The 22,615-nt window shown below is 31.7% G+C and carries 20 protein-coding genes; 16 read left to right on the top strand and 4 right to left on the bottom strand.

Going from position 1 to position 22,615, the window contains the following annotated elements; genetic code table 11:
- Nucleotides 1-2: 2 nt before the first annotated feature.
- The 16 genes from ABD939_RS14750 to ABD939_RS14675 all read left to right on the top strand — a co-directional run bounded on the left by ABD939_RS14750 (nucleotide 3) and on the right by ABD939_RS14675 (nucleotide 16,511).
- Entirely contained in the window at nucleotides 3-1,115 is a 1,113-nt protein-coding gene (locus ABD939_RS14750) for a glycosyltransferase family protein (RefSeq protein ID WP_345170209.1), read from the top strand.
- Nucleotides 1,116-1,240: 125 nt separating this feature from the next.
- A complete protein-coding gene (locus tag ABD939_RS14745; RefSeq protein ID WP_345170208.1) occupies nucleotides 1,241-2,575 on the top strand; it encodes a UDP-glucose dehydrogenase family protein in 1,335 nt (444 codons plus the stop codon).
- Nucleotides 2,576-2,631: 56 nt separating this feature from the next.
- Nucleotides 2,632-3,753: a glycosyltransferase family protein gene (locus ABD939_RS14740; RefSeq protein ID WP_345170206.1), complete on the top strand. Its 1,122-nt coding sequence runs from the start codon at nucleotides 2,632-2,634 to the stop codon at nucleotides 3,751-3,753.
- Nucleotides 3,754-3,802: 49 nt separating this feature from the next.
- Nucleotides 3,803-4,948: an acyltransferase family protein gene (locus ABD939_RS14735; RefSeq protein ID WP_345170204.1), complete on the top strand. Its 1,146-nt coding sequence runs from the start codon at nucleotides 3,803-3,805 to the stop codon at nucleotides 4,946-4,948.
- Nucleotides 4,949-4,986: 38 nt separating this feature from the next.
- The gene (locus ABD939_RS14730; RefSeq protein ID WP_345170202.1) at nucleotides 4,987-5,943 is read left to right on the top strand and encodes a glycosyltransferase family 2 protein; all 957 of its coding nucleotides are present in this window, start codon (nucleotides 4,987-4,989) and stop codon (nucleotides 5,941-5,943) included.
- Nucleotides 5,943-6,752, top strand: a complete 810-nt coding sequence (locus tag ABD939_RS14725; protein ID WP_345170200.1) for a glycosyltransferase family 32 protein — start codon at nucleotides 5,943-5,945, stop codon at nucleotides 6,750-6,752. Before ABD939_RS14730 ends, ABD939_RS14725 begins: the two co-directional genes overlap by 1 nt.
- Before the next feature lie 30 nt (nucleotides 6,753-6,782).
- Complete coding sequence (locus tag ABD939_RS14720; RefSeq protein ID WP_345170199.1) at nucleotides 6,783-7,715, top strand: glycosyltransferase family 2 protein; 933 nt, start codon at nucleotides 6,783-6,785, stop codon at nucleotides 7,713-7,715.
- 25 nt (nucleotides 7,716-7,740) lie between these two features.
- Entirely contained in the window at nucleotides 7,741-8,973 is a 1,233-nt protein-coding gene (locus ABD939_RS14715) for a glycosyltransferase family 4 protein (RefSeq protein ID WP_345170198.1), read from the top strand.
- Complete coding sequence (locus tag ABD939_RS14710; RefSeq protein WP_345170197.1) at nucleotides 8,974-10,302, top strand: hypothetical protein; 1,329 nt, start codon at nucleotides 8,974-8,976, stop codon at nucleotides 10,300-10,302.
- Between the two features lie 14 nt (nucleotides 10,303-10,316).
- On the top strand, nucleotides 10,317-11,471 hold the full coding sequence (locus ABD939_RS14705; protein ID WP_345170195.1) for a glycosyltransferase family 4 protein: 1,155 nt from the start codon (nucleotides 10,317-10,319) through the stop codon (nucleotides 11,469-11,471).
- On the top strand, nucleotides 11,472-12,134 hold the full coding sequence (locus ABD939_RS14700) for an acyltransferase (protein ID WP_345170194.1): 663 nt from the start codon (nucleotides 11,472-11,474) through the stop codon (nucleotides 12,132-12,134). It begins immediately after the preceding gene.
- Nucleotides 12,135-12,144: 10 nt separating this feature from the next.
- Nucleotides 12,145-13,356, top strand: a complete 1,212-nt coding sequence (locus ABD939_RS14695; protein WP_345170192.1) for a glycosyltransferase — start codon at nucleotides 12,145-12,147, stop codon at nucleotides 13,354-13,356.
- A 45-nt stretch (nucleotides 13,357-13,401) separates the two neighbouring features.
- Nucleotides 13,402-13,953 carry an LbetaH domain-containing protein gene (locus tag ABD939_RS14690; RefSeq protein ID WP_345170191.1) on the top strand — a complete coding sequence of 184 codons (552 nt, stop codon included), beginning with the start codon at nucleotides 13,402-13,404 and terminating at the stop codon, nucleotides 13,951-13,953.
- A gap of 28 nt (nucleotides 13,954-13,981) precedes the next feature.
- Nucleotides 13,982-14,824 (top strand): glycosyltransferase family 2 protein, encoded by an 843-nt coding sequence (locus ABD939_RS14685; protein WP_345170190.1) that lies wholly within the window; start codon nucleotides 13,982-13,984, stop codon nucleotides 14,822-14,824.
- A 26-nt stretch (nucleotides 14,825-14,850) separates the two neighbouring features.
- Entirely contained in the window at nucleotides 14,851-15,264 is a 414-nt protein-coding gene (locus ABD939_RS14680) for a hypothetical protein (protein ID WP_345170188.1), read from the top strand.
- Complete coding sequence (locus ABD939_RS14675; RefSeq protein ID WP_345170186.1) at nucleotides 15,258-16,511, top strand: WcaI family glycosyltransferase; 1,254 nt, start codon at nucleotides 15,258-15,260, stop codon at nucleotides 16,509-16,511. The genes ABD939_RS14680 and ABD939_RS14675 overlap by 7 nt, the downstream gene beginning before the upstream one ends.
- A 412-nt stretch (nucleotides 16,512-16,923) precedes the next feature.
- On the opposite strand, the gene ABD939_RS14670 is transcribed toward ABD939_RS14675, so the two are convergent.
- The 4 genes from ABD939_RS14670 to ABD939_RS14655 all read right to left on the bottom strand — a co-directional run.
- Nucleotides 16,924-20,142 carry a fibronectin type III domain-containing protein gene (locus tag ABD939_RS14670; protein WP_345170184.1) on the bottom strand — a complete coding sequence of 1,073 codons (3,219 nt, stop codon included), beginning with the start codon at nucleotides 20,140-20,142 and terminating at the stop codon, nucleotides 16,924-16,926.
- Nucleotides 20,139-20,876 carry a hypothetical protein gene (locus ABD939_RS14665; protein WP_345170183.1) on the bottom strand — a complete coding sequence of 246 codons (738 nt, stop codon included), beginning with the start codon at nucleotides 20,874-20,876 and terminating at the stop codon, nucleotides 20,139-20,141. Before ABD939_RS14665 ends, ABD939_RS14670 begins: the two co-directional genes overlap by 4 nt.
- Before the next feature lie 4 nt (nucleotides 20,877-20,880).
- Nucleotides 20,881-21,426 carry a T9SS type A sorting domain-containing protein gene (locus ABD939_RS14660; RefSeq protein WP_345170182.1) on the bottom strand — a complete coding sequence of 182 codons (546 nt, stop codon included), beginning with the start codon at nucleotides 21,424-21,426 and terminating at the stop codon, nucleotides 20,881-20,883.
- 540 nt (nucleotides 21,427-21,966) lie between these two features.
- A partial coding sequence (locus ABD939_RS14655) for a T9SS type A sorting domain-containing protein (protein ID WP_345170181.1) occupies nucleotides 21,967-22,615 on the bottom strand: 649 nt, incomplete at its 5' end.

Here is a 22,615-nt window from a genome sequence, read left to right as displayed (position 1 = left end):
TTATGAAAATACTTTCATTTCAACCTCAGTCCTTATACGAAAATGGTGGCGCTGCTAGATTATTAAGACGCTTGTATGCAGGGAGAGAAACTCAAGTAACATCACTTTTTGTGAATTACAGTTTTACTCCTATTAAAATTGGAAAGGTAAAAGAGATTTTTATATCTGTATTTCCCAAACATCGTTCTTGGATGAGGTGGAAATTAAGAAGTTTTTTTAGTTGGTTAAGGGATAAGCTGTTTTTTAGTCTTACCAAGAAAAAACTTTTACGAACAGCTTTTAAAATACCATTTGATGTGCTTCATATAGTCAATCATAGTGTTTACTCATCGGCAATTTGTGACGAAGCTTTATTGGATAAGAAGAAACTTTGGGTCTCGTTTCATGACCATTTTTCTACAACACATTCTTCTTTTGAGGATACCATGTATTTATGGAATCGAGCGGACAGAAGGCTTTTAATATCTAAAGCCTTAGGAGAGGAGTATCAACGATTATTTGGGGAAAATACTTTTGAATTGATTACCGATGGTGTTTCAGAACAAGAAATTTCTCAACCAAAAAAATTAAATAGTAATAATATCATAATCTATTTTTCAGGTCTGTTGCACTTAGAGTATTACCCGTTGTTTGATACTTTAGCAGAAGCATTGGACAAATTGTCAACCGAAAATAAATCATTTACCTTGATTTTAAGAGGCGTTGAAAAGCTTCCTTTACTTAATAACAGAAAATTTAAAGTAGAATACCGTACAGATTTTATTTCTGACGCTGAAATTAAAAAAGAACAAGACCAAGCAGATATTTTATATTTACCTATCAAGTTTTCTCATCCTGAATTTTATTTGTACAGCTTATCAACAAAAATGATTGGTTATTTAGGTAGCTCAGGGAGGATATTATATCATGGTCCTGATGATAGTGCTGCATATATTGCTTTGAAGAATAATGAGGCATCATCAAATTGCCTTTCGTTAAATATTGGAGATATGTTAAATAGTATTGAGAAACTTTTAGAACCAGATAATAAAGTGTCATTTAATGCAAAAAAAATGGCTCAAAACTATTTTGTTTTGAATGATATTCAAAAATCATTTTGGAATGAAACAAATTAATCGACTGTGAGTTGGTATTGAACAGGAAATCAATGTTTATAAAAAAATAGTGTTGATTAAGATTCTGTGACAACGGTATAAATTAATGAATAAAAAACAAATTAAATAATTAAAAAAATAGAAAAATGAAAATAACTGTAATAGGAACAGGATATGTTGGTCTGGTAAGTGGTACATGTTTTGCAGAAATGGGACACTCAGTCACTTGTATTGATGTTGATACGAAAAAAATAGAAAAGCTTAAAGAAGGTATTATTCCAATTTTTGAACCAGGGTTAGAAGCTATGGTTAAAAGAAATTTTAAGAATAAAACGTTATCCTTTAGCACAAAATTATCAGAGCATTTAGAAGGATGTGATATTGCATTTATTGCTGTTGGAACTCCTATGGGAGATGATGGTTCAGCCGATTTAAAATATGTATTACAAGTTGCCAAGGAAATTGGACAACACATGACGACACCTCTAATTGTTGTTGATAAATCTACGGTCCCTGTTGGTACTGCTGATAAAGTAAGGGCAACTATTAAGGAAGCTTTAGAAGAGCGTAATGTAGATGTAAATTTCCAGGTGGTATCCAATCCAGAATTTTTAAAAGAAGGTGATGCTATTAATGATTTTATGAAACCAGACCGTGTTGTGGTGGGTGCCGATGATGAGGAAACTACTGAGAAAATGCGCGCTTTATATTCCACATTCTTCAGAAGTGGCTCAGCAAGATTAATAACTATGGATGTTCGTTCAGCTGAAATGACTAAATATGTTGCTAATGCCATGTTAGCTACAAAAATTTCATTTATGAATGAGGTTGCAAATATTTGCGAATTAGTAGGTGCAGACGTTAATGATGTGCGTATTGGTATTGGCTCTGATAATCGTATAGGATACAGTTTTATTTATCCAGGTAGTGGTTATGGAGGATCCTGTTTTCCTAAAGATGTCAAAGCATTGCATCGTACAGCAGCAGAACACGGTTATGAAGCCAATTTAGTTGCAGCAGTAGAAGCTGTAAACGACAAACAAAAACTAGTTATAGCAAAAAAAGTCGTGAAACGTTTTGGTGAGGATTTAACTGGGAAAACATTTGCCATTTGGGGATTAGCATTTAAGCCAGATACTGATGATATGCGTGAAGCACCAGCTATATATGTAATTAAAGAATTAGTAAGCAGAGGGGCCAAAATAAGAGCTTATGATCCAAAGGCTATGCATGAAGCTCAAGAGTTTTATTTAAAGGGTATAGAGGCTGTTACGTATTGTAACTCAAAATACGAAACACTTGTTGATGCCGATGCCATGATACTATTAACAGATTGGAAAGAATTTAGAATCCCAGATTTTGAAGAGTTGAAAACACAGTTAAAACAACCTGTTATTTTTGATGGTCGTAATCAGTACAATGATAAGATGATGAAGAAAAATGGATTTGAGTATTTCCAAATTGGAAAAAAATCAGATTAAATTTCACAATCTTCTTTGTAATATTTTAGTAGTGTTTTTTAAATTTATTAGTTAACGTGAGAATTATTTTTATTTGTGGGAGTATTGAACCAGGGAAAGATGGCGTAGGAGATTACACTCGTCGTTTAGCTTCTGAGTTAATTCGACAGGGTGTTAAGGTTGGTATTATTGCATATAAAGATGGATTTGTTGAAAGTGAAGAAGAAGTCAATCAAGAAATGGAGGGTATCCAAATTCTATGTTATAGGCTTCCTGTTTGCTTAAAACGTAAGGAACGTGTTGCCCTCAGCAAGAAGTGGATAGTTAGTAAAAATCCTGAATGGTTAAGTCTTCAGTTTGTGCCTTATTCATTTCATTTTAAAGGTATCCCTTTTGGTTTAGGTAATGAGTTGAAAGAACTTGGTGTAGGAAGGAAGTGGCATATTATGTTTCATGAATTATGGTTAGGGTTAAGAAGCACAGACTCCATTAAGTTTAAGGTTACTGGTTTTTTGCAGAGACAAATTGTACAATCTCTTAGAAAGAAGTTAAAATTTAATGTTGTACATACACATACCAAATTTTACATGAATGAGTTGACTAGAATAAATTTTAACCCCAAATACTTGCCAATATTTAGTAATATAAAGTTTAGTCAAAGTCATAATAAAGATAGCTTTGTATATGATAAAAAAAGTATAGTATTCGTTCATTTTGGCTCCATTCATCCTAATTTACCAATAGAAGAATTTGTAAAAGAGCTTTATTTATATTCTCAAGACATTAATAATAAAAGTATTACTTTGGTTTTTATTGGTAGGAGTGGTACTGAGTTGAAGAATTGGGAAAAAGAGCTAAAAAATTATAAAGTTTCATATCAGGTTTTAGGAGAATTAACAAATGAAGAAGTATCGCATGTATTGCAAAAGGCCGATTATGGAGTAACAACAAATCCAGTTTTTGTTTTAGAAAAAAGTGGAACAGTAGCCGCCTTGAAAGAACATAATTTACCAATATTAGTTGTCTCAGAAAATACAAAACCAAATAATGGAACAGAAGTATTTTTGGAAAGTTGTTTTTTTCAGTATAGTCATGGTAATTTATCTGATTTTATTAGTTCAAAGCAAGTGAGTTTTAATCTAAAAGTTAAAGGAATTAAAGAAGTGTCAGATGAATTTTTAAATAGCCTCTTGATATAATAGTTTATAAGGTATCAGGGGAATTATTAATAAATCCAATTTATAAAAGTTGAGCAAAGTAGAACATAAAAAGCACGTTAAAATTTTAGATATAGCTAAGGGATTTAGTATAATTTTAATGACTCTTGTCCACTATCCCTTCATTCAAGTAGATAATATCTATCCTAATCTCAATTTCCTAGTTGATAATGTTTTAATGATTTTTGTAGTTCCAATTTTTATTTTTATATCTGGTTATTTAATAAGAGACAAACTTAGTTTTAAGGCTTATTTCTTTATTAAAGTAGATGGTTTGATCAAGCCTTTGATGGGTTTTTTACTATGCCTAACAGTCCTAAACATATTATTGTATATAATTAGTTCTGATGAGGTTAGTATAAATGGGATGACAAAGTATGTAAATGCTCTATTATCGGTATTTATTTATGGAAACTTAGGTTTTGTAAATTACGCTTTATGGTTTGTAGGTGCATTATTCTTAGGATTAATAGTACTAAAAGGGAGTTTAGTTAGTTTAAGTCTAAAAAAGCCATTAAGATATTTATTTTTAGTATTTATAGGTTTGATGCTATTAGTTCTAATTAATACTAGAATTGAATTTTATTATTTATCATATGTACCTATTTTCTTTACTTTCTTGGTGTTAGGTTATAGTTTTAAAAAAATAAGTGATCGTCATCTCAATGGGGTTTCATTTTTTCACAGTAAAATAATGATTATTTTTCCAGTATTATTTTTAATATCATGTTTTGTTTTAAATGAGTTTGAAATTAGAACCGATTTGGATATATTTCTTTTTGTTTTTAATTACCATTATTTATTATTGTTATCTATTGCTGGTATTTTTTCTGTCTTTTTTTTCTGTAGATATTTAGAAAAGATACCATATTTAAATAAAGCCTTGGTTGAATGCTCTAAAGCCAGTTTTTTTATTCTAGGTTTTCATGTCTTCATATTAGATGTATATAGGCTCATGTTTAACCTGAATGTTTATAATCCATTTTTACATTTTGTTCTATTTGTTTTAAATATATTAATGTGCTACATTATTTATAGAATAGCAACTCAAATACCATTTATACGTTTACTATTTGTTCCATTAAAAAGAATAGACCTGTTTAAAAATGAAATGAGGCTTATAAAATATAAACCTATCAATAGACTCATACCTAGCGAAATTATAAACTTAAACTAAATACAGTATTTTTAAAGATAAAAATATATCTAAAATAAATGATTGACCTGAATAAAAATAATCCCCTAGTTTCTGTTTGTATTCCTATGTATAATGCAGGTCTTTATATTGTCGAAACTTTGCAAAAGCTCAATGATCAGACCTATGATAATATTGAGGTAATTATTGTAGATGACAACTCTAGTGATCATTCTGTTGAAATAGTGAGCTCATTTTTAAATGATACGGTTAAGTTATTTCATAACCCCAAAAAAGGTGCTAATGCTGCTCGAAATTATGCGTTCGAAAAATCATCTGGAGCGTATATAAAATTTATGGACGCAGACGACTATTGTTCTAGTAGATTAATAGAAAAGCAGGTTGACATATTACAAAAAAAAGGCACTGCGACATCTTTTGTTTTTTCACCGCTTAAAATGCTGTTTCCCAACGGCGATATGGTGGCTCCACCCAGAGCAATAGATAAAGATTATGAGCCTGCTATTGGATTATTAATAGATATTTGGAATGGTGGTGGCTTTAATTGTCCCTTATGCCATTTAATGCCTAGGACTTTGGTTAGTCGTGTAGGAGGATGGAATGAAAACATATTAAAGAATCAGGATGGTGAATATTTTGCAAGAATGTATAATATAGCAGATAAGGCATTATCCCTAACAGATGAATATGTGGTATGGAGAAAAACAGGCGTAGGCATTAGTTCTAAATTATCAGTTAAAGCCATCGAATCGGTTTTAAATACTTTTGATATCATCATTGGTATTATTTTAAAGTATAATAATGATAGTCATCATAAAGAAATTTGCGAACAATATGTAGGGCTTTTTGTTTATGAAAATTACATATATGATACTAATTTGTATGATAAAGTTTCTGTAATATTTAATAAATATGATTTAAGTTTTAAACTTCCCGATAGAAAATTGCTAAGCTTTTTTAGGAAATTTTTAGGATGGAAGCGAAGTGTTAAGTTAATGAATAAATATAATTTGTAATGATTCCAAAAATAATACACTATTGCTGGTTTGGAGGCGCAGAAAAATCGGCGTTTATAAAGAAGTGCATTGGTACTTGGGAAAAATTTTTACCAGATTACGAAATTAAGTGTTGGTCTGAAGAAAATTTTGATGTAAACACCAACGAGTTTGTGAAGCAGGCTTACCTTCAAAAGAAATGGGCTTTTGTTACCGATTATGCAAGGTTTTATGCACTTTCTAAAGAAGGAGGAATTTATATGGATACCGATGTTAAGGTACTAAAACCCATAGAAACAGATTGGTTAAAATATGGTTTTTTTAGTAGTATTGAGTATCTGCCTGATATGTATGAAGAGCATAAACATTTACTCGATTCAAAATTTAAACCAATCAATAAGAGTGAAAGATTTCATGGTTTGGGGATACTATCAGCATTTATGGCATCTATACCAAACCATAAATATGTAGTTGATTGTTTAAACATGTACGATTCAATTAAACCAGAAAAGGTAAACGGAATGGTTGATTTTAATAATTTTATTATTGGGTCGTATATTACCAAATGTGCAGAGAAATATGGATTTGTTTATCAAGATAAAGAACAAAAACTTGATGAAAACATGTTAATTCTCCCAAAGCATATTCTTGTGGGGAATACTTGGTTTTTAGATGAAAGCTCTTATGCAATTCACTTATGTGATGGAAGCTGGCATGACGACAGAACACCATTTGAGTCATTTCTTTATAAATTAAAAAATAAATATCCTTCTATGAGTAGAATTACGGGTTTACTGCTGAAAATTCATAGAAGGTTAATAAAAAATTGATTTCTAAATTATTTGAAACTAATTTGAAATATGCAGAAAAACAATAATAAACATATAAAAGTTACTGTTGGAATAATGAGTTATAATAATAGCGAATTTATTACAGAAGCTATACAAAGCGTTATAAAACAAACATACACTAATTGGGAGTTGTTTATTGTTGATGATTGCTCAAAAGATAATACTCATGAAATTGTTTCACAATATTTAGATGATCCAAGAATAAACTACATTAGCCATGATGTTAACAAAGGTCAGGATGCTACGTGGGAACATGTTCTTAGCCTAGGCGAAGGCTCTATTATCGGAACGCTTCACGCAGATGATTATTGGAACAAAAACATGCTCCAAGTGGCAGTAAATAGCTTTATTGAAAATACCGATTTAGATTTGTTTTTTACAAATTGGACTTTTATAGGTACAACCGATACGGGGCCAGTAGTAAATAAATTGGACTCTGGACTGGATTTTCTGGAGGATCAGATTAAATTTTATACCATTTTACCCTCGGCATCTTTTTTAAGTAGGGATGTTGTTAAAAAGTCACCTTCGCCAATTTGCGATTACCGTGCTGCGGTTGATACATATTATTTTTATCGGGTTTTGCTTCATGCCAATAAAGTAAAGTCTTCTAATGATGCACTTATGCATTATAGAATGCACGATAATAACGAAACAACCATATCAAGATCAGCAGGATATGTATTTGAAGAGTGTATTGATAATTTGCGAAACATACAGAAAGAAAGAAAAATTTCCAATTTGTCAAATTTAATTAATCGACGAATTGCATATTTTTTTCTGATTCTAGGTGTACAACGTATAAAATTTGGTGACCCAAAAAATACTTGGAGTTATGCCATAAGTGCCTTAAAAAGTGGCGGTTTAAGTAGTTTAGCAAATAGGAATTTTTATAGATTAATGTTTCATCATTACAAAACATTAGTATCTAATAAGCAATAAAGTGATTTATAATAGTAAATCAAATATGAAAGTAATAGTATCGCATCCCACAAGTAATCAAAATAATAGAGCCGTTTTAAAGGGTTTAAATGATTCTAAAATACTTTATAGATTCTATACTGCTATTGCTGTTTTTTCTGGTAGCATATTAGATAAACTAAAAACTATTGGGCCGTTAAAAGAGTTTTCTAGAAGGCATTTTGATGACAGTTTGCAGCCCGTTACCAAAATGTTTCCCATCAAGGAAATGATGCGATTATTAAGTGCAAAGTTAGGGCTTACAGCTTTTGTAAAACATGAAACCGGTGCATTTTCGATTGATGCCATCTATCAAGACATCGACAAAAGAGTAGCATCTAGTTTAAAAAATCATGCTACCCATCAATTAGATGCCGTTTATGCTTATGAAGATGGTGCTTATTACTCATTTAAAATGGCTAAAAAATATAATATAGCCTGTTTATACGATTTGCCAATTGGGTATTGGCGTTATGCCAGAGAGTTATTGGAAAACGAGCAAAAATTATGGCCTGAGTGGGCGTCTACCTTAACAGGCTTTAAAGATTCTGAGGAAAAACTTCAAAGAAAGGATGCAGAATTGGCTTTAGCTGATAACATATTTGTGGCAAGTACGTTTACAGCTAAAAGCTTAAGTAGCTACCCTGGTAAATTAGCACCTGTTCATGTCATTCCCTATGGTTTCCCCAAACCTGTAACTAATCGAATTTATGATATTAGTAATCGACCTATAAAATTATTATTCGTTGGTGGGTTATCGCAACGTAAAGGTATTGCTAATATGTTTGCTGCGATAGAGTCATTATCATCCCATGTACAACTCACCGTTGTTGGTCATAAAAGCACCAACGATTGCGAGGCGCTAAACAAGGCGCTTTCTAAACATACATGGATTCCTAGCTTGTCTCACAATGAGGTGTTAGAACAAATGCAAGCGCATGATGTATTACTTTTCCCATCACTTTTTGAAGGTTTTGGCTTGGTTATTACTGAAGCGATGTCTCAGGGGACTCCTGTAATCACAACAGATAGAACAGCAGGACCTGATTTAATTGATCACGACGTAAATGGCTGGTTAGTTGAGGCTGGGTCAAGTACAGCTTTACAAAATTGTATTGAAATCTTAATAGATAAACCAGAAAAAATTGAAGCTGCTGGAAAAGCAGCGTTGGAAACGGCTAAACAACGGCCATGGTCTGTTTATGGAAAAGAATTAGCAGAAGCCATATTAAAAACTTAAATGAATACCAGTTTATCAGTACATAACAAGGTAATTACCAAGGAAGAAGCTTTAATAAACCTTTTAAAGAAAGGGGTTTGGTTATATTTTTTCTTACTAATTTTTGAAGGCGCCTTACGTAAATGGTTTTTACCTTTTTTATCAACGCCGCTATTAATAGTGAGAGACCCATTAGCGATTGGCTTGATTTTTATGTGTTGGAAACACAATATTATAAAAGCGAATATTTATGTATTATCCATTACATTCATTACCATGATTTCTTTTGCCACCTCTTTGGTATTTGGTCATGGTAGTTTATCTGTAGCTATATTTGGAGCACGAATTTTAATTATCCATTTCCCCGTAATGTTTATTATTTCTAGGGTTTTTAATTTAGAGGATGTGATTAAAATGGGTAAAGTCATGTTAGTTATCACAATAATTATGGCCATACTCATTGGACTACAATTTTACAGTCCGCAATCGGCTTTGGTAAATCGTGGTGTTGGAGGCGATATTGAGGGGGCTGGGTTTAGTGGTTCAATGGGGTATTTTAGGCCATCAGGTACGTTTTCTTTCACCACGGGTAATGTGTTGTTTTTTAGTATGGCAGCTTGTTATATTTTTTACTTTTGGTTAGCTAAAGTGCAAGTAAATCGCATTATATTAATTGGCGCAACTGTTGGTTTGTTGGCTGCAGTCCCGCTGTCTATCAGTAGAACTTTAATGTTTTCTATAGGTATAACTTTTATTTTCACGATGTTATCTGTAGCTAGTAAGCCTAAATTCTTACTACGTATGATTGTTTTTGCAATATTAATAGTACTTATTTTATTTGTGTTAAGTAATACTGAGTTTTTTGGTACTGCAACAGAGGCGTTTACAGATCGTTTTGAGACAGCCAATAGAGTCGAAGGCGGTATGTCTACTACGTTATTTGATCGTTTTTTCGGACATATGATTCACGCTATCACCAACAGCGACTTACCCTTTTTTGGTTTAGGTTTAGGCATGGGTACTAATGCAGGAAGTGCCTTACTAACAGGAAAAGCAACTTTTTTAATTGCTGAAGGTGAATGGTCAAGACTAATAGGTGAAATGGGGTTCGTTTTAGGCGTTCTTATATTATTAATAAGAGCCATTTTTTGTGCAGATATCTCTATAAAGAGCTATCTCAACATAAAACTTAATAATATATTACCTTGGTTATTACTTAGCTTTGGCTTAACGGTTATCGTGCAAGGTCAGTGGGCACAACCTACAGTATTGGGTTTTAGCACCTTAATAGGAGGTTTAATTTTAGCTGCATCTAAAAAAGTAGATACGAATGATAGTAAAGAAATTTAAATTTATATCGAAGCATGCAAATCATACTTATAGGAAATTATAAATTGGATAAACAAGAAAGTATGGAACGTTTTACACTCATGCTGTCCGATGGCTTTGAAAATTCAGGTATAAATACTAAAATTTGGAGACCTACTGTTTTTTTTGGGCTAAAAAGACTTAATCCCTACAAAGGTCTCGGAAAATATTTAGGATATATCGATAAATGGATTGTATTTCCAATGATATTGAAATTTCGAATAATAGGTAACTCAAAAAAAGTTAGTCCTACGTTTTATCATATTTGCGACCATTCTAATGCACCATACTTAAAACATTTACCTAAACAAAACTCAGGAATTACCTGCCATGATGTGCTTGCTATTCGTGGTGCTTTTGGTTTTAAAGACGCATATTGTCCCGCAACCAAGATGGGTAAGATACTCCAGAAATGGATACTGAAGAATTTATCAAAAGCCAATAAAATGGCTTGTGTATCAGAACATACCCTTTTTCAATTAAAAGAATTATCAAACTCTGAATTCGAACACACTAAAGATTGGCGTGTTGTTCACAATGCTTTTAATGCGCCTTTTTCACCAATGCCATCCACAACATATACTAAATTACTTAAGCCTTATGGTATCCAGTCCAATAACGAGTTTGTATTACATGTAGGATCTTCATTGCCCCGAAAAAATAGAAAGCTATTGATAGATATGCTAAAAGAATTAGAAAATACATGGGATGGGTATGTTTGTTTTGCTGGAGAGATTTTAGAGCAAGAGCTTTTAGATTATGCAAAGGATTTAGGGTTAAGCGATAGAGTAATTTCAATAAAAAGACCAGAGCATGATACTTTAGTAGGTCTGTTTAGCGCATGTAAAGCATTTGTGTTTCCATCACTATCAGAAGGCTTTGGTTGGCCTGTTATAGAAGCGCAAGCTTGTGGGGCTCCTGTTATAGCTAGTAATTTAAAACCCATGCCAGAGGTAAGTGGAGGTGCGGCAATTCATGCAGACCCTTTAAACCCCAAGCTATTTGCTGATGCTTTTATAAAACTAAAAAATCATACTTTTAGGAATGAACTTGTAAAAAGCGGTTTTGAAAATATTGGAAGATTCTCAAACCAAAGAATGATACAAGGATATCTTGATTTATTCGGTTTAAATAAAAAAATAAAACTTTAAATGATTCTTAAAATTTTAACTACTATTATGCCATGGCCGATTCGTAGATTTTTGCTCCAAAAATTCTTTGGATTTGAAATTCACTCTACTGCGCGTATAGGTTTATCTTGGGTTTTTCCTAAAAAATTAATAATGGAAGCCCAAACAAGAATCGATCATTTTACAGTAGCGGTAAATTTGGACTTAATTCATTTGGATACAAATGCTACTATTGGAAGAAAGAATTGGATTACTGGGTTTCCTACCCAAACAGATTCATTACATTTTCAACATCAATTAGATAGAAAGGCAGAGTTACTATTAGGAGAATCCTCTGCAATTACTAAAAACCATCATATCGATTGCACCAATTCAATTAAGATTGGAAAATTTAGTACCATAGCTGGGTATAATTCTCAATTTTTAACGCATTCCATTAATGTTTTAAAAAACATTCAAGATAGTGCACCAATTCATATAGGAGATTATACTTTTGTAGGAACAAATTCTATTATACTTAATGGTGCTTGTTTACCTTCATTTTCTGTTTTAGGGGCTAAATCTTTATTAAATAAAAAGTTTGAAACGCAATGGACATTATATGGAGGTGTACCTGCCAAAGCCTTAAGTGATATTCCAAAAACGGCAAAATATTTTTTGAGAGATGAAGGGTTTGTTAATTAAAAAAAAATAAATGGCAAATAAAAAGGTTTTACATGTTGTAAATAGTATGGATCCTGTTTTAGGAGGCGTTTGTAAAGCGGTTCGTATTATTGCGACTAGCTTGATTCAACAAGGTGTAGAAAATGAGGTTGTTAGTTTAGATGATTCAACTGCTGATTTTGTTTTGAATGAAACTTTTAAGCTTCATGCTTTGGGGCAAAGTAATAATCCTTGGGGTTACCATTCACAGTTACTCCCTTGGCTTAAATCTAATATCTTAAATTATGATTATGTCATAATACATGGACTTTGGTTGTATAATGCCTTTGCTGTTTATAAGGCTTTTAAAAGTATAGCAAAAAAAAGTAGTATAAATAATAAATGTCCTAAATATTATGTGATGCCTCACGGCATGTTAGATCCTTATTTCCAAAACGCATCAGGCAGACGTTTAAAAGCTATTAGAAATTGGGTGTATTGGAAAGCTATAGAAAATAAGGTTGTTAATGCCTCAGCTGGTTTGTTATTTACTTGTGAAGAAGAAAAACTTTTAGCTAGAAAACCATTCAATCCCTATCATCCTAAAAGTGAATTGGTAGTAGGCTTAGGAGTTGAAGCACCTCCTAAATATGAACCAAAAATGGATGCTGCATTTTTTAGTAGCTGTGATGGATTACAACAAAGACCATTCTTCTTGTTTCTTAGTCGAATACATGAAAAAAAAGGGGTCGATTTATTGGTAGCGGCTTACCATAATATTTTAAAAGAAAATCAGAATAATAAAAGAATACCTGCACTAGTGATAGCAGGTCCAGGTGGCGATTCAGATTATGGAAAAAAAATAAAAAATTTAGTCTCTGAATCTGAATCTTTGAGACATAATGTTTTTTTTCCAGGGATGCTCTCTGGAAATGCTAAATGGGGTGCGTTTTATAACTGTGAGTCTTTTATATTACCAAGTCATCAAGAAAATTTTGGAATTGCAGTGGTCGAATCTTTGGCTTGTAAAAAACCTGTTTTAATTTCTAATCAAGTTAATATTTGGAAAGAAATCAAAGCAGAACAAGGTGGTTTAATTGATAATGATGATATAAAAGGAACTGCCTCACTTATTAAAGGTTGGATTAATATGAATTCGAAAGAAAAAGAACTTATGGAAAATCAAGCAGAAATTTGCTACAAGACGTATTTTTCGTTAGAGGCTTTAGTAGAAAATTGGAAAACTAAGGTTTTCAACATATAAAAAAATAAAGTTCATCTTAAAAAAGTAAATAAAATTAGTTAAAAAATGACCAATACAGATACATTTTCTGGACCTTCTTTTAGCCTAAAAAATAGGCTAGCTCGTGTAATATGGAATCTTGTATACATCATTTTTATACGTTTTTCACCAAATCCTTTACACCAGTGGAGAAATGTAATCTTAAGAATATTTGGTGCAAAAATAGGTAAAGGAGTTCATGTGTATCCAAAAGTAACTATTTGGGCACCTTGGAACTTAATTTTAGATGATGAATGTGGTATTGCTAATGGGGTAACTTTGTATTCTCAAGGTAAAATTCACATCGGTAAGCGTACAGTGATTTCACAAGGAGCTCATCTGGTTGCCGGAACTCATGATTACACAAAATCAGGGTTTCCTTTGTTTACGAAACCTATCACTATTGGTGACCATGTTTGGGTTGCAGCGGAAACGTTTATACATCCAGGTGTTACAATAGGAACGGGTAGTGTTATAGGTGCACGATCCGTAGTTGTAAAAAGTATGCCTGAATGGATGGTTTGCACTGGACACCCTTGCATACCAATAAAAGAACGACTTTTAGAAGGAATTAACTAAGGAATAAATTATTTTAATTAATAACACTATGAATGCACCATTAGATTTAACTATAGCACTACCAGTAAAGAATGAAGAAAGTAATTTAAAAGGCTGTTTAGAGTCTATAGGTCCAGATTTTGCTAAGCATGTTGTAATTATCGATTCTGGAAGCACGGATGCTACAATAGATATTGCAAAGTCTAAAGGTGTTTCAATTGTCAATTTTGTATGGGATGGTAAATTTCCTAAAAAAAGAAATTGGTTTTTACGTAACTATAATTTAAAAACAAAATGGGTATTATTTCTTGACGCCGATGAATATTTAACACAAGATTTTAAAAAAGAGTTAACACAGAAATTAGAAACCGAAGATGATAAGGTAGGTTTTTGGCTTAACTATACGATTTATTTTATTGGAAAAAAGTTAAAAGGCGGTTATCCGCTTAATAAATTAGCACTATTTAAGGTTGGAGCTGGGGAGTATGAAAAAATTGATGAAGATAAATGGAGTAATCTAGATATGGAAATTCATGAACATCCCATACTAGACGGTCAAATAGGATATATTAAAAGTAAAATTGATCATAGAGATTTTAGAGGGGTATCACATTATATGGATAAACATAACGAATACGCATCTTGGGAAGCCTATAGGTATATGAAAACCTATAACAATCATGATGCTAGGGCCTCTTGGACATGGAAGCAAAGAATTAAATATAGACTTATGCGCAGTTCGCTAATAGGTCCAATATATTTCTTTGGTAGTTTTGTTTTTTATGGCGGTTGGAAAGACGGAGCAACTGGTTTTGTATTCTCTATTTTGAAAATGTCTTATTTTACCCAAATTTATTGTAAAATAAAAGAACTAAAAAATAGTAAACCATAAGGCTAAAAATAAGTTTGAATTAAGTTATGCGTTCGTTTTTTTTAATTTTCAGTATATTATTTTTCGTCTTTTCAGTATTATATTTTAGTTGGATTGCAAGTCCCAGATTTGAATACAACCAGCTAGTACCAAAATGGATTTGGCAATGGACTGATAAAGATGAAAATGGTAATTTAAGAACAGCGATTCCTTTGTTTTTTCTGGGATTGTTCTCTGGTCTGTATTTACTATTTCAGAAACATAAAACAATTTATTGGGTTTTAGTATTTCTTTCTTTAGTAAGCTTAGTTTTTATTGCGGAATTAGGCCAGTTATTAAGACCCATTAGAATATTTGATTGGAAAGATATTTATTGGGGTAGTGTAGGCGCCGGAAATGGTTTACTAGTCATTTTTATGGTGAAGCTAATTAAAAGTAAAATAAAAAATAATAAATGCTAAACAAAAAAAAACGCTTATTACTTATTGGATATAATTTTTCGCCCGAACCTACAGGAATAGGAAAGTATAGTGGCGAGATGATAGATTGGTTAGCAAATGCAGGTTATGAATGTTTGGTGGTAACCACATACCCCTATTACCCATACTGGAAGGTGCAAGAGCCCTATCATAAAAATAGATTTTGGTATAAAAAAGAAGTTAAAAATTATGAATCTGGAGGAAAAATTACGACATATCGCTGCCCCATGTATGTACCATCGGAACCTTCAGGAAAAAAACGTATGCTTTTAGATGTATCCTTTATGTTATCAGCATTTTTGCAGTTGGTTAAGTTATTGTTTCAAAAAAAATGTGATACTGTTATTACGGTAGTACCTTCTTTCCAATTTGGCTTATTAGGCTACTTTTACAAAGTGTTTAAAAAGGCTAAAACGGTTTATCATATTCAAGACATGCAAATAGAAGCAGCACAAGACTTAAACATGATTACTTCTAAAAAAGTTATAAACCTATTATATCAAGTCGAACAATTTATTTTTAATAAAACGGATATTATTAGTAGTATTTCCGAAAAAATGGTTTTTAAAATAAAAGAAAAAGCTAAGAAAGAAGTTGTGTTATTTCCTAATTGGTCTGACACCTCATTTTTTTCACCAATTTCTAAAAAAAATGTACTGAAAGAAGGTTTTGGATTTAATAAATCAGATAAAGTGGTTTTGTATTCTGGTGCCATTGGAGAAAAGCAGGGTTTAGAATCTATTATTTATGCAGCTGAGGTATTTAAAGATAAGAACGAAGTCAAGTTTGTTATTTGTGGTACTGGACCTTACAAAGAAAAATTAGAAACGTTATCTAAAGATTTAAATTTAAAGAATGTTATATTTTTTCCATTACAGCCCATGGAAAAATTCAATCAGTTTTTAAATATGGCAGATGTGCATTTAGTCATTCAAAAAGCGAAAGCTAGTGATTTAGTTATGCCTTCAAAGCTTACTACTATTTTATCTGTAGGAGGCTTGGCTTTAATAACGGCTAATGAAGACTCAGGTTTATATGCAGTAACAAAAAAATATAATATGGGACTCTTAGTGGCTGCTGAAAATCAAATTGCTTTAAATGAAGGTATCGATAATGCTTTATCAACTAAGGATCGAGAAACTATAATGAAAAATGCGCGTACTTATGCTGAAAACTATTTAGATATCAATAATGTGATGAAAACATTTGAGAAGATTGCTTTAAAATAAACCCTTAAGTATTATTTAGTATTTATTACATTACGAATTAAGTTTAAATAGTTTTATTGTTAGTTTACGTTTTATCTTTTTTTTGTTTTTTAATAAACAACTTAGGGTTAACAAATCTAAAAGTAACGTTTATCTATATTATAACTTAGGTTACCGTTGTTATTTTTTGTAAGGTAACTATTTATAATGCCACCATTGTATTCTTTCATACAATATGTCACTTTGTAAATAAAATATTCCTATGAGACAGAGACAGAATGATCAAATGTGTTTGTGATACACTAAATTATTTAATTGTAGAGTGGTTTAATACTTCACATCCGTATATTTAAAATACTCGCTTGATAGTATGAGTTGGTTTTAAATACTTTTATTTACAATGTTATTATGCACTACAAACTATAATAGTTTTTTAATGTTTAATAAAAAATTGCGGGTAAGGGTTTGGTGCTTCATCTATAATCGTAGTTATTACATTATCCTTCATGTTTACCATTAATTTATTTAAAGCTGGGATATTTGGGAAACTTGTGTTTATAAATTGTGATTGATTATTACCCCAACCACCACCTAAAGTAGTCGCATTTACTGTACTATTTATAATATATTGCGATTGATTAAAATGGGTTTCATCACCCATTAGTTGATTAGTATCTAAAAAACTACATCCCTCTGCTAATAGTCCTACAGTATCAAACGTAAGTGTTGACGTATTACCAGAGAATACGCAATTATAAAAACTAGGACCACTACCGTTAAATAACGCACCTCCGGTTAAGGTACCACCTGTATTATTTGTAAAGTCACAATTAACAAACTGTGCAAAATTCTGTCCGCCCATAGTAGCTACAGAACCATTGCTATCGAAATTACACTCTATCCATGCGTTTAAATTACTACCTCTATCAGAACTTATCTGCATAGCTACATTACAGCCTATAAATTGATTTTTATAAAACACCACTTTATCTATATATCCTGCATATTCTAAAACTTCGTAGTTTGGGTCACTAGGAGGAAGCGGGTCATTCCATATACCTTTATCACAATTTATAAAACTTAAATGGTCAAAAAAACAATTATCTAAACCAAAAATTTGTTCTAAATAAATACCTGTATTTTGATTTCTGAATATAACATAACGCCAGCTATTTAAAGAGGTTAGTCTTAAATTTGTAGGAAAATATAAACCTACATCACCACCTTGTAAGGTTAAGTGTGCTAAATTAATTCTACTTTGTTGGTTTTCCGCAAAATTAAATTTATTAACGGTTATTAATGGAAAATCATCGGTTAAGCCACATATTACGGTCTTGCCTGTTCCAGCACCTATAATACCACCTTTAAAATTATCGTCTCCGTTAATATTTAAAGTACCACTTATGTAAAATACACCCTCCGGTAATTGTGCAATGGTATCAGTGTCAATTAAATTCTGAATATAGGCTCTACTATCTGGCTTTCCTTCACGCTCAGTTGCCCAATTAGGTCCAAGAGGGTCTGGTAAGACTTCGTGTACTGGTCTATCAACAGGTGTAAATTGTGGTTGTAGTATGTTCTCTTTAATTTTGTCAATAGTAGTTTGGTCTGTTAGTGTTTCAGTTACTAGGACATCATTAATGTAAACTGAGTTATCGTCGTAAATTCCTAAACCATATTCAGTAGATAGTTTTACATCATAAACGCCTGCTTCTTTTCTATATGGGTCACGCTCCCAGTTTTCTTCTAATATAAAAAGATTTGTATTGGCTCTAATTATACTTTTATCACCAAAGGCATCAGATATTTTTTTATTAAAAATGAATAGATTATCGGCTTGTATATCTAATGCAGGTTGCTCACAACCTTCACAATAGCCATTTGCACCGCCTAAATCAGTGATCTTTATATTACCTATGTTCTCCGCCTTAAACATGGCATTTCTTGTAGTTTGATTTCTTAAATTCCACCCTTCTGAATCTAATCCTAAAAAGCTTATATCTTCAATATTATTAATGTAAGCAGCATCACCACTAGGAGTTAAAAAATTATTCCACACGTGCACATTTCCATAACTAGGCGTAGTGCTATTGCCTAACAGTTCTAAAAAACTACCTTGTGTTTGATGCCTGTACACTCTATTATTTCTATAATAACCGCTTACACTAAAATCTAACTCAATACCAGAGCGTGCAATATTTAAAAACAAGTTGTCTTCTATTTGTCCACCTGTTGAAAGTATGGTTGAATTAGACAAAGAACCTATAGTAATATGGGTGATAGGTGAACCAGCTAATAAATGAACTCTATGAGGGTTAATATTATGAATAGTCACATTACTACTACCTGCTAAAACATTTATTTCTGGTGTGTTGGTTTCTGTAGGAAAGCCATATAAACTTTGGTTTGTTGTTAAATTTATCTGCTGTCCGTTAAGTCTGCCATAATCCCCCTTTTCAAGGCGTATATGATCATATAAATCTATATAATCCTGTAAACTATCTTTTTTAGTTAGTGGTAATAATACAGCATCAAAATACTTTTGTTCGCTAACCATGTTGTTAGTTAATGAAGCTGAAGGTGTATTTTTAATTATTCTTGGTGGTACAGTACCATTAAATATATAATCACATATTTCATTTATAATTCTATCTCTAAAGGCTGTTAAGCCCGATCCTGCAACGTGTATATTGTCATTACCTAAATAAGTTTCCCAATTATTATAAGACATATTATAAAACTGCATGAAAGGTTCTCCGTCATCATATCTAAACTCTGTTCTATTGAAAGCTAAAGGGATTACAATATTATCGTTGTATGGTTTACTTCCTAACTCTTCGTTTTCATAGGCGTTATTTGGTGTACCTTCGTCATAGTTTCTAAATGATATATCACAAATTAATGGTTTAAATCCTTTAGCATCAATTTTATCTAAAATTTCTGTATAACAGGCAGTCATACTTGTTAGATCGTTTTGAGATTCACCGCTGTAAGGTCTGCCACTTGTAACATCGTTACCGCCTAAATGAATAAGTACAATAGTTTCAACACCTGCAATTGGTTCGTATTGTGACAACGTATCATCAATGTTAGGTATGTTACTATCTACGTAACTACACATGGTTTGCCCTGATAATGCATGCCTAAAAGCTGAAAATGTTTTATCTGGCCAAGTATTTTGAAGTACTGCTAAAAAATTAGCCATTCCACCACTACCAAAAGCAGCTTGCATGATAGATGCCCCTACTATAATGAAGCGTACTTCTGTAACCTCATTAGGAGTATTAGTTGTTATTGTTACTGTATTACTTGCTAAACTTTCATTTCCTGAACCATCTATTGCTGTTACTGTAAAATCGTATGATGTAGAAGCATTTAAACTTGTAACTTGGTAGGTTAGCACATTGCCTAATGTAGTTTCTAAAACTCCATCTTTGAAAACGCTATAATTTGTAATAGCTGTATTATCAGTTGCAGCACCCCAATCTAAATCAACACTTGTTGTAGTAATATTTGAAGCTACTAAATTTATCGGTGATTTTGGATTTTCAGTATCTGGTGCTGTGGGTTCTTCATCTAACGCATAAAAGTAGTTTTGTGAAAAAACCGTTGACGACACCATAAAAATAAATATTATCAAATAGTTTTTCATTGTCCTGAAATTATATAGGCATTAGTATTAGTTTTTCTTAGCAATCCAAAACGAACATTTCCAATACGGCTAGTAAACACAGCGCTTCCAGCATCTGTATAATTCAAGGAAACTCCAGATCCAGAAGTAACAGTTAAAACGGCACCATTGTGAGCTTCTAGATTAACGGTATCGCCAATTTCCATATTAGAAAAGTTAGATGGAATACTTAAAGTTGCTGAACTTGTACAAGCTATGGTATTATTAACGTCTTCAATAGCCAGACTTCTAGATGTTGTTAAAGGAATGATAGCAGCTCTATACGGCGAAGCTACAATTGTGCCAGTAAAGCTTTCTGCAGATTTTGCATGTAAGGCATATGGCACACTTAAAAGTTGGCTAACACCTATTAAACTATAATTCGAGCTACCAGTTACATCAACCTGAGTTTCAGCAAAATAAGTGCTTTGTTCCCAAGGAATAGCACTAAAATTTCCTTGAACACTATTACCTGTACCTATCTCTAAAGACACTAAGCCATTACTATTTGTTCTTTCTGAATGTGTTTCTTCATATACAATTGTACCAGTGGGACTACTTTGACGTATGAGAATTTTAAGGCTTACATTAGCACTAGTAAGCAATGTATTATCGCTAGCTCTTACAATAGCTTGGTAACTCATTTTTTCTGGAGTTTGTGCAAAAATTGAAAGAGAGCACAGTAAGAATAATAGAAAAGTAAAGTGATATTTCATGATTTTATTTTTTTACAATTTTTATTGTTTTGAACAATTTTTCTTGACTAAAGACTTGAAGTATATAAAAAGAGGTACTCAAATGACTTAAATCTATAATGGTATTTGTCTGTTGTATAATACTTGTTTTTATTAGTTTACCTTGATAATTATATAATTGATAACTATTTAAGTTATTGCTTAAATTAAACCCATTGGATACCAAGGTAACAACATCATGAGTTGGGTTTGGATAAACCAGTACATTTAAATCGGGTGTTAAATCATCTGGAACATTACTGTCTTCAGGAGTATTTGTATCTTGATCAGTAGAGTTTTGTAATTGATTTTGTTGAACACCCTCTGTGAGTGTATGTGTATTATTTTCTGAAGAAGAATAAAAAACTTGTCCTATTGAATAAGATACAAAACCTTGATTTCCAGATAAATTAGTCCCAGATGCGTTTATGGAATACATGAAATCATCTTGACCAAAGCTATTAAAACAATTTAGAAAAACTAATGACGTTAAAAGAATTTTAAAATATATAATTAAGTAGGTATGCTTCACAGTTTTTTAGGGATAAGTAGGTTATTGAGATAACAAACATATATACTTAACAAATAAATACGATGAAATAATGTTTTTTTTCGACAAAATACACTGTCGTTTTCGATAAAGGGTAAATTTGAGAGCAAATAAGCTAATTTTTTCATTGACTTTATAGAAGTACGATTAAACTCAAGATATGGATGTTTTGACCTTATAAAATATCGTTAATAATTAATTGGTTGGTAAAAATCGTCTTAATTTAGCTTAGTCAACAAATATAGAAGATTAAAGTAATTGTATTTACTTCTCTAGTCTTACTTGTTAATAAGTAAAAACAAATGTTAATAAGTTTACAGAATTGTTGATAAGGATCTTTATTAATACATAGAAAATATATGAGGTCTATGATATAGAAGAAGTAGCTTCTAAATATTATTTCAAATAAATAACAATCTACTTATTAGTTTTTGTGGGTTAATATAAAATAAATGACACCTTATAAGGTGTCATTTATTTTTTAATAAAAAGTTTATTGTTAGTTAATTTATAACTTTATCGCTATCTAACTACGAATCTCTCAATGCGTTTCCAATCAGAGCCTTTAACCTCCAAAATATACACACCACTTTCCAAAGTATTTACTTTAAATTGCTCAAATGCTTGTGGTTGATTCATCTTCTTTGACCTTGATTGTATCAGTCTACCATCTATGGTGAAAATATTAATATCCAAATCACCCATATTCAGATTATCAACGAAAATATCTGCTGTTAGTATTTGATTTTTTCTAACGGGGTTAGGATATACCATCACTTTGGTCTTGAAGATCTCAAAATCAACTTCAACCTCATAGGAATAAATTTTATCACCCTGCGATGTGATTGCAGCCACTCGATAATAAGACTTACCAATTACTGGATTGTAATCAATTCCAATATACTCAGATTTTTTGTTGGATTTTGTTCCAGATTGGTCATTTACAACTTTATAGTCATGTCCATCTACAGATCGTTCAACAACATACATATCAATGTCCACCTCGTTTAAAGTTTCCCACTTTATATCAACCATATGGGTATTACTAATAGCTGTTATATCAGCAAAATTAAATGATTCTTTAGATGTATTATTAGTTTTTGAAGTTTCTGATGTTGGAATTTCACCACAGTATGATAAAACAGCTTCTGCCCAATTACCATGGTCATTT

The sequence above is a fragment of the Algibacter aquimarinus genome (assembly GCF_039543265.1).
Taxonomy (GTDB): Bacteria; Bacteroidota; Bacteroidia; order Flavobacteriales; family Flavobacteriaceae; genus Algibacter_B; species Algibacter_B aquimarinus.
This window is presented reverse-complemented; position numbering and strand designations above follow the sequence as displayed.

Coding starts and splice junctions, on each gene's coding strand:
- ABD939_RS14665 (WP_345170183.1), bottom strand. CDS start 20,876: ATGAAATATCACTTTACTTTTCTATTATTCTTACTGTGCTCTCTTTCA.
- ABD939_RS14680 (WP_345170188.1), top strand. CDS start 14,851: ATGCGTTCGTTTTTTTTAATTTTCAGTATATTATTTTTCGTCTTTTCA.
- ABD939_RS14705 (WP_345170195.1), top strand. CDS start 10,317: ATGCAAATCATACTTATAGGAAATTATAAATTGGATAAACAAGAAAGT.
- ABD939_RS14750 (WP_345170209.1), top strand. CDS start 3: ATGAAAATACTTTCATTTCAACCTCAGTCCTTATACGAAAATGGTGGC.
- ABD939_RS14670 (WP_345170184.1), bottom strand. CDS start 20,142: ATGAAAAACTATTTGATAATATTTATTTTTATGGTGTCGTCAACGGTT.
- ABD939_RS14695 (WP_345170192.1), top strand. CDS start 12,145: ATGGCAAATAAAAAGGTTTTACATGTTGTAAATAGTATGGATCCTGTT.
- ABD939_RS14730 (WP_345170202.1), top strand. CDS start 4,987: ATGATTGACCTGAATAAAAATAATCCCCTAGTTTCTGTTTGTATTCCT.
- ABD939_RS14690 (WP_345170191.1), top strand. CDS start 13,402: ATGACCAATACAGATACATTTTCTGGACCTTCTTTTAGCCTAAAAAAT.
- ABD939_RS14675 (WP_345170186.1), top strand. CDS start 15,258: ATGCTAAACAAAAAAAAACGCTTATTACTTATTGGATATAATTTTTCG.
- ABD939_RS14710 (WP_345170197.1), top strand. CDS start 8,974: ATGAATACCAGTTTATCAGTACATAACAAGGTAATTACCAAGGAAGAA.
- ABD939_RS14700 (WP_345170194.1), top strand. CDS start 11,472: ATGATTCTTAAAATTTTAACTACTATTATGCCATGGCCGATTCGTAGA.
- ABD939_RS14745 (WP_345170208.1), top strand. CDS start 1,241: ATGAAAATAACTGTAATAGGAACAGGATATGTTGGTCTGGTAAGTGGT.
- ABD939_RS14720 (WP_345170199.1), top strand. CDS start 6,783: ATGCAGAAAAACAATAATAAACATATAAAAGTTACTGTTGGAATAATG.
- ABD939_RS14685 (WP_345170190.1), top strand. CDS start 13,982: ATGAATGCACCATTAGATTTAACTATAGCACTACCAGTAAAGAATGAA.
- ABD939_RS14715 (WP_345170198.1), top strand. CDS start 7,741: ATGAAAGTAATAGTATCGCATCCCACAAGTAATCAAAATAATAGAGCC.
- ABD939_RS14725 (WP_345170200.1), top strand. CDS start 5,943: ATGATTCCAAAAATAATACACTATTGCTGGTTTGGAGGCGCAGAAAAA.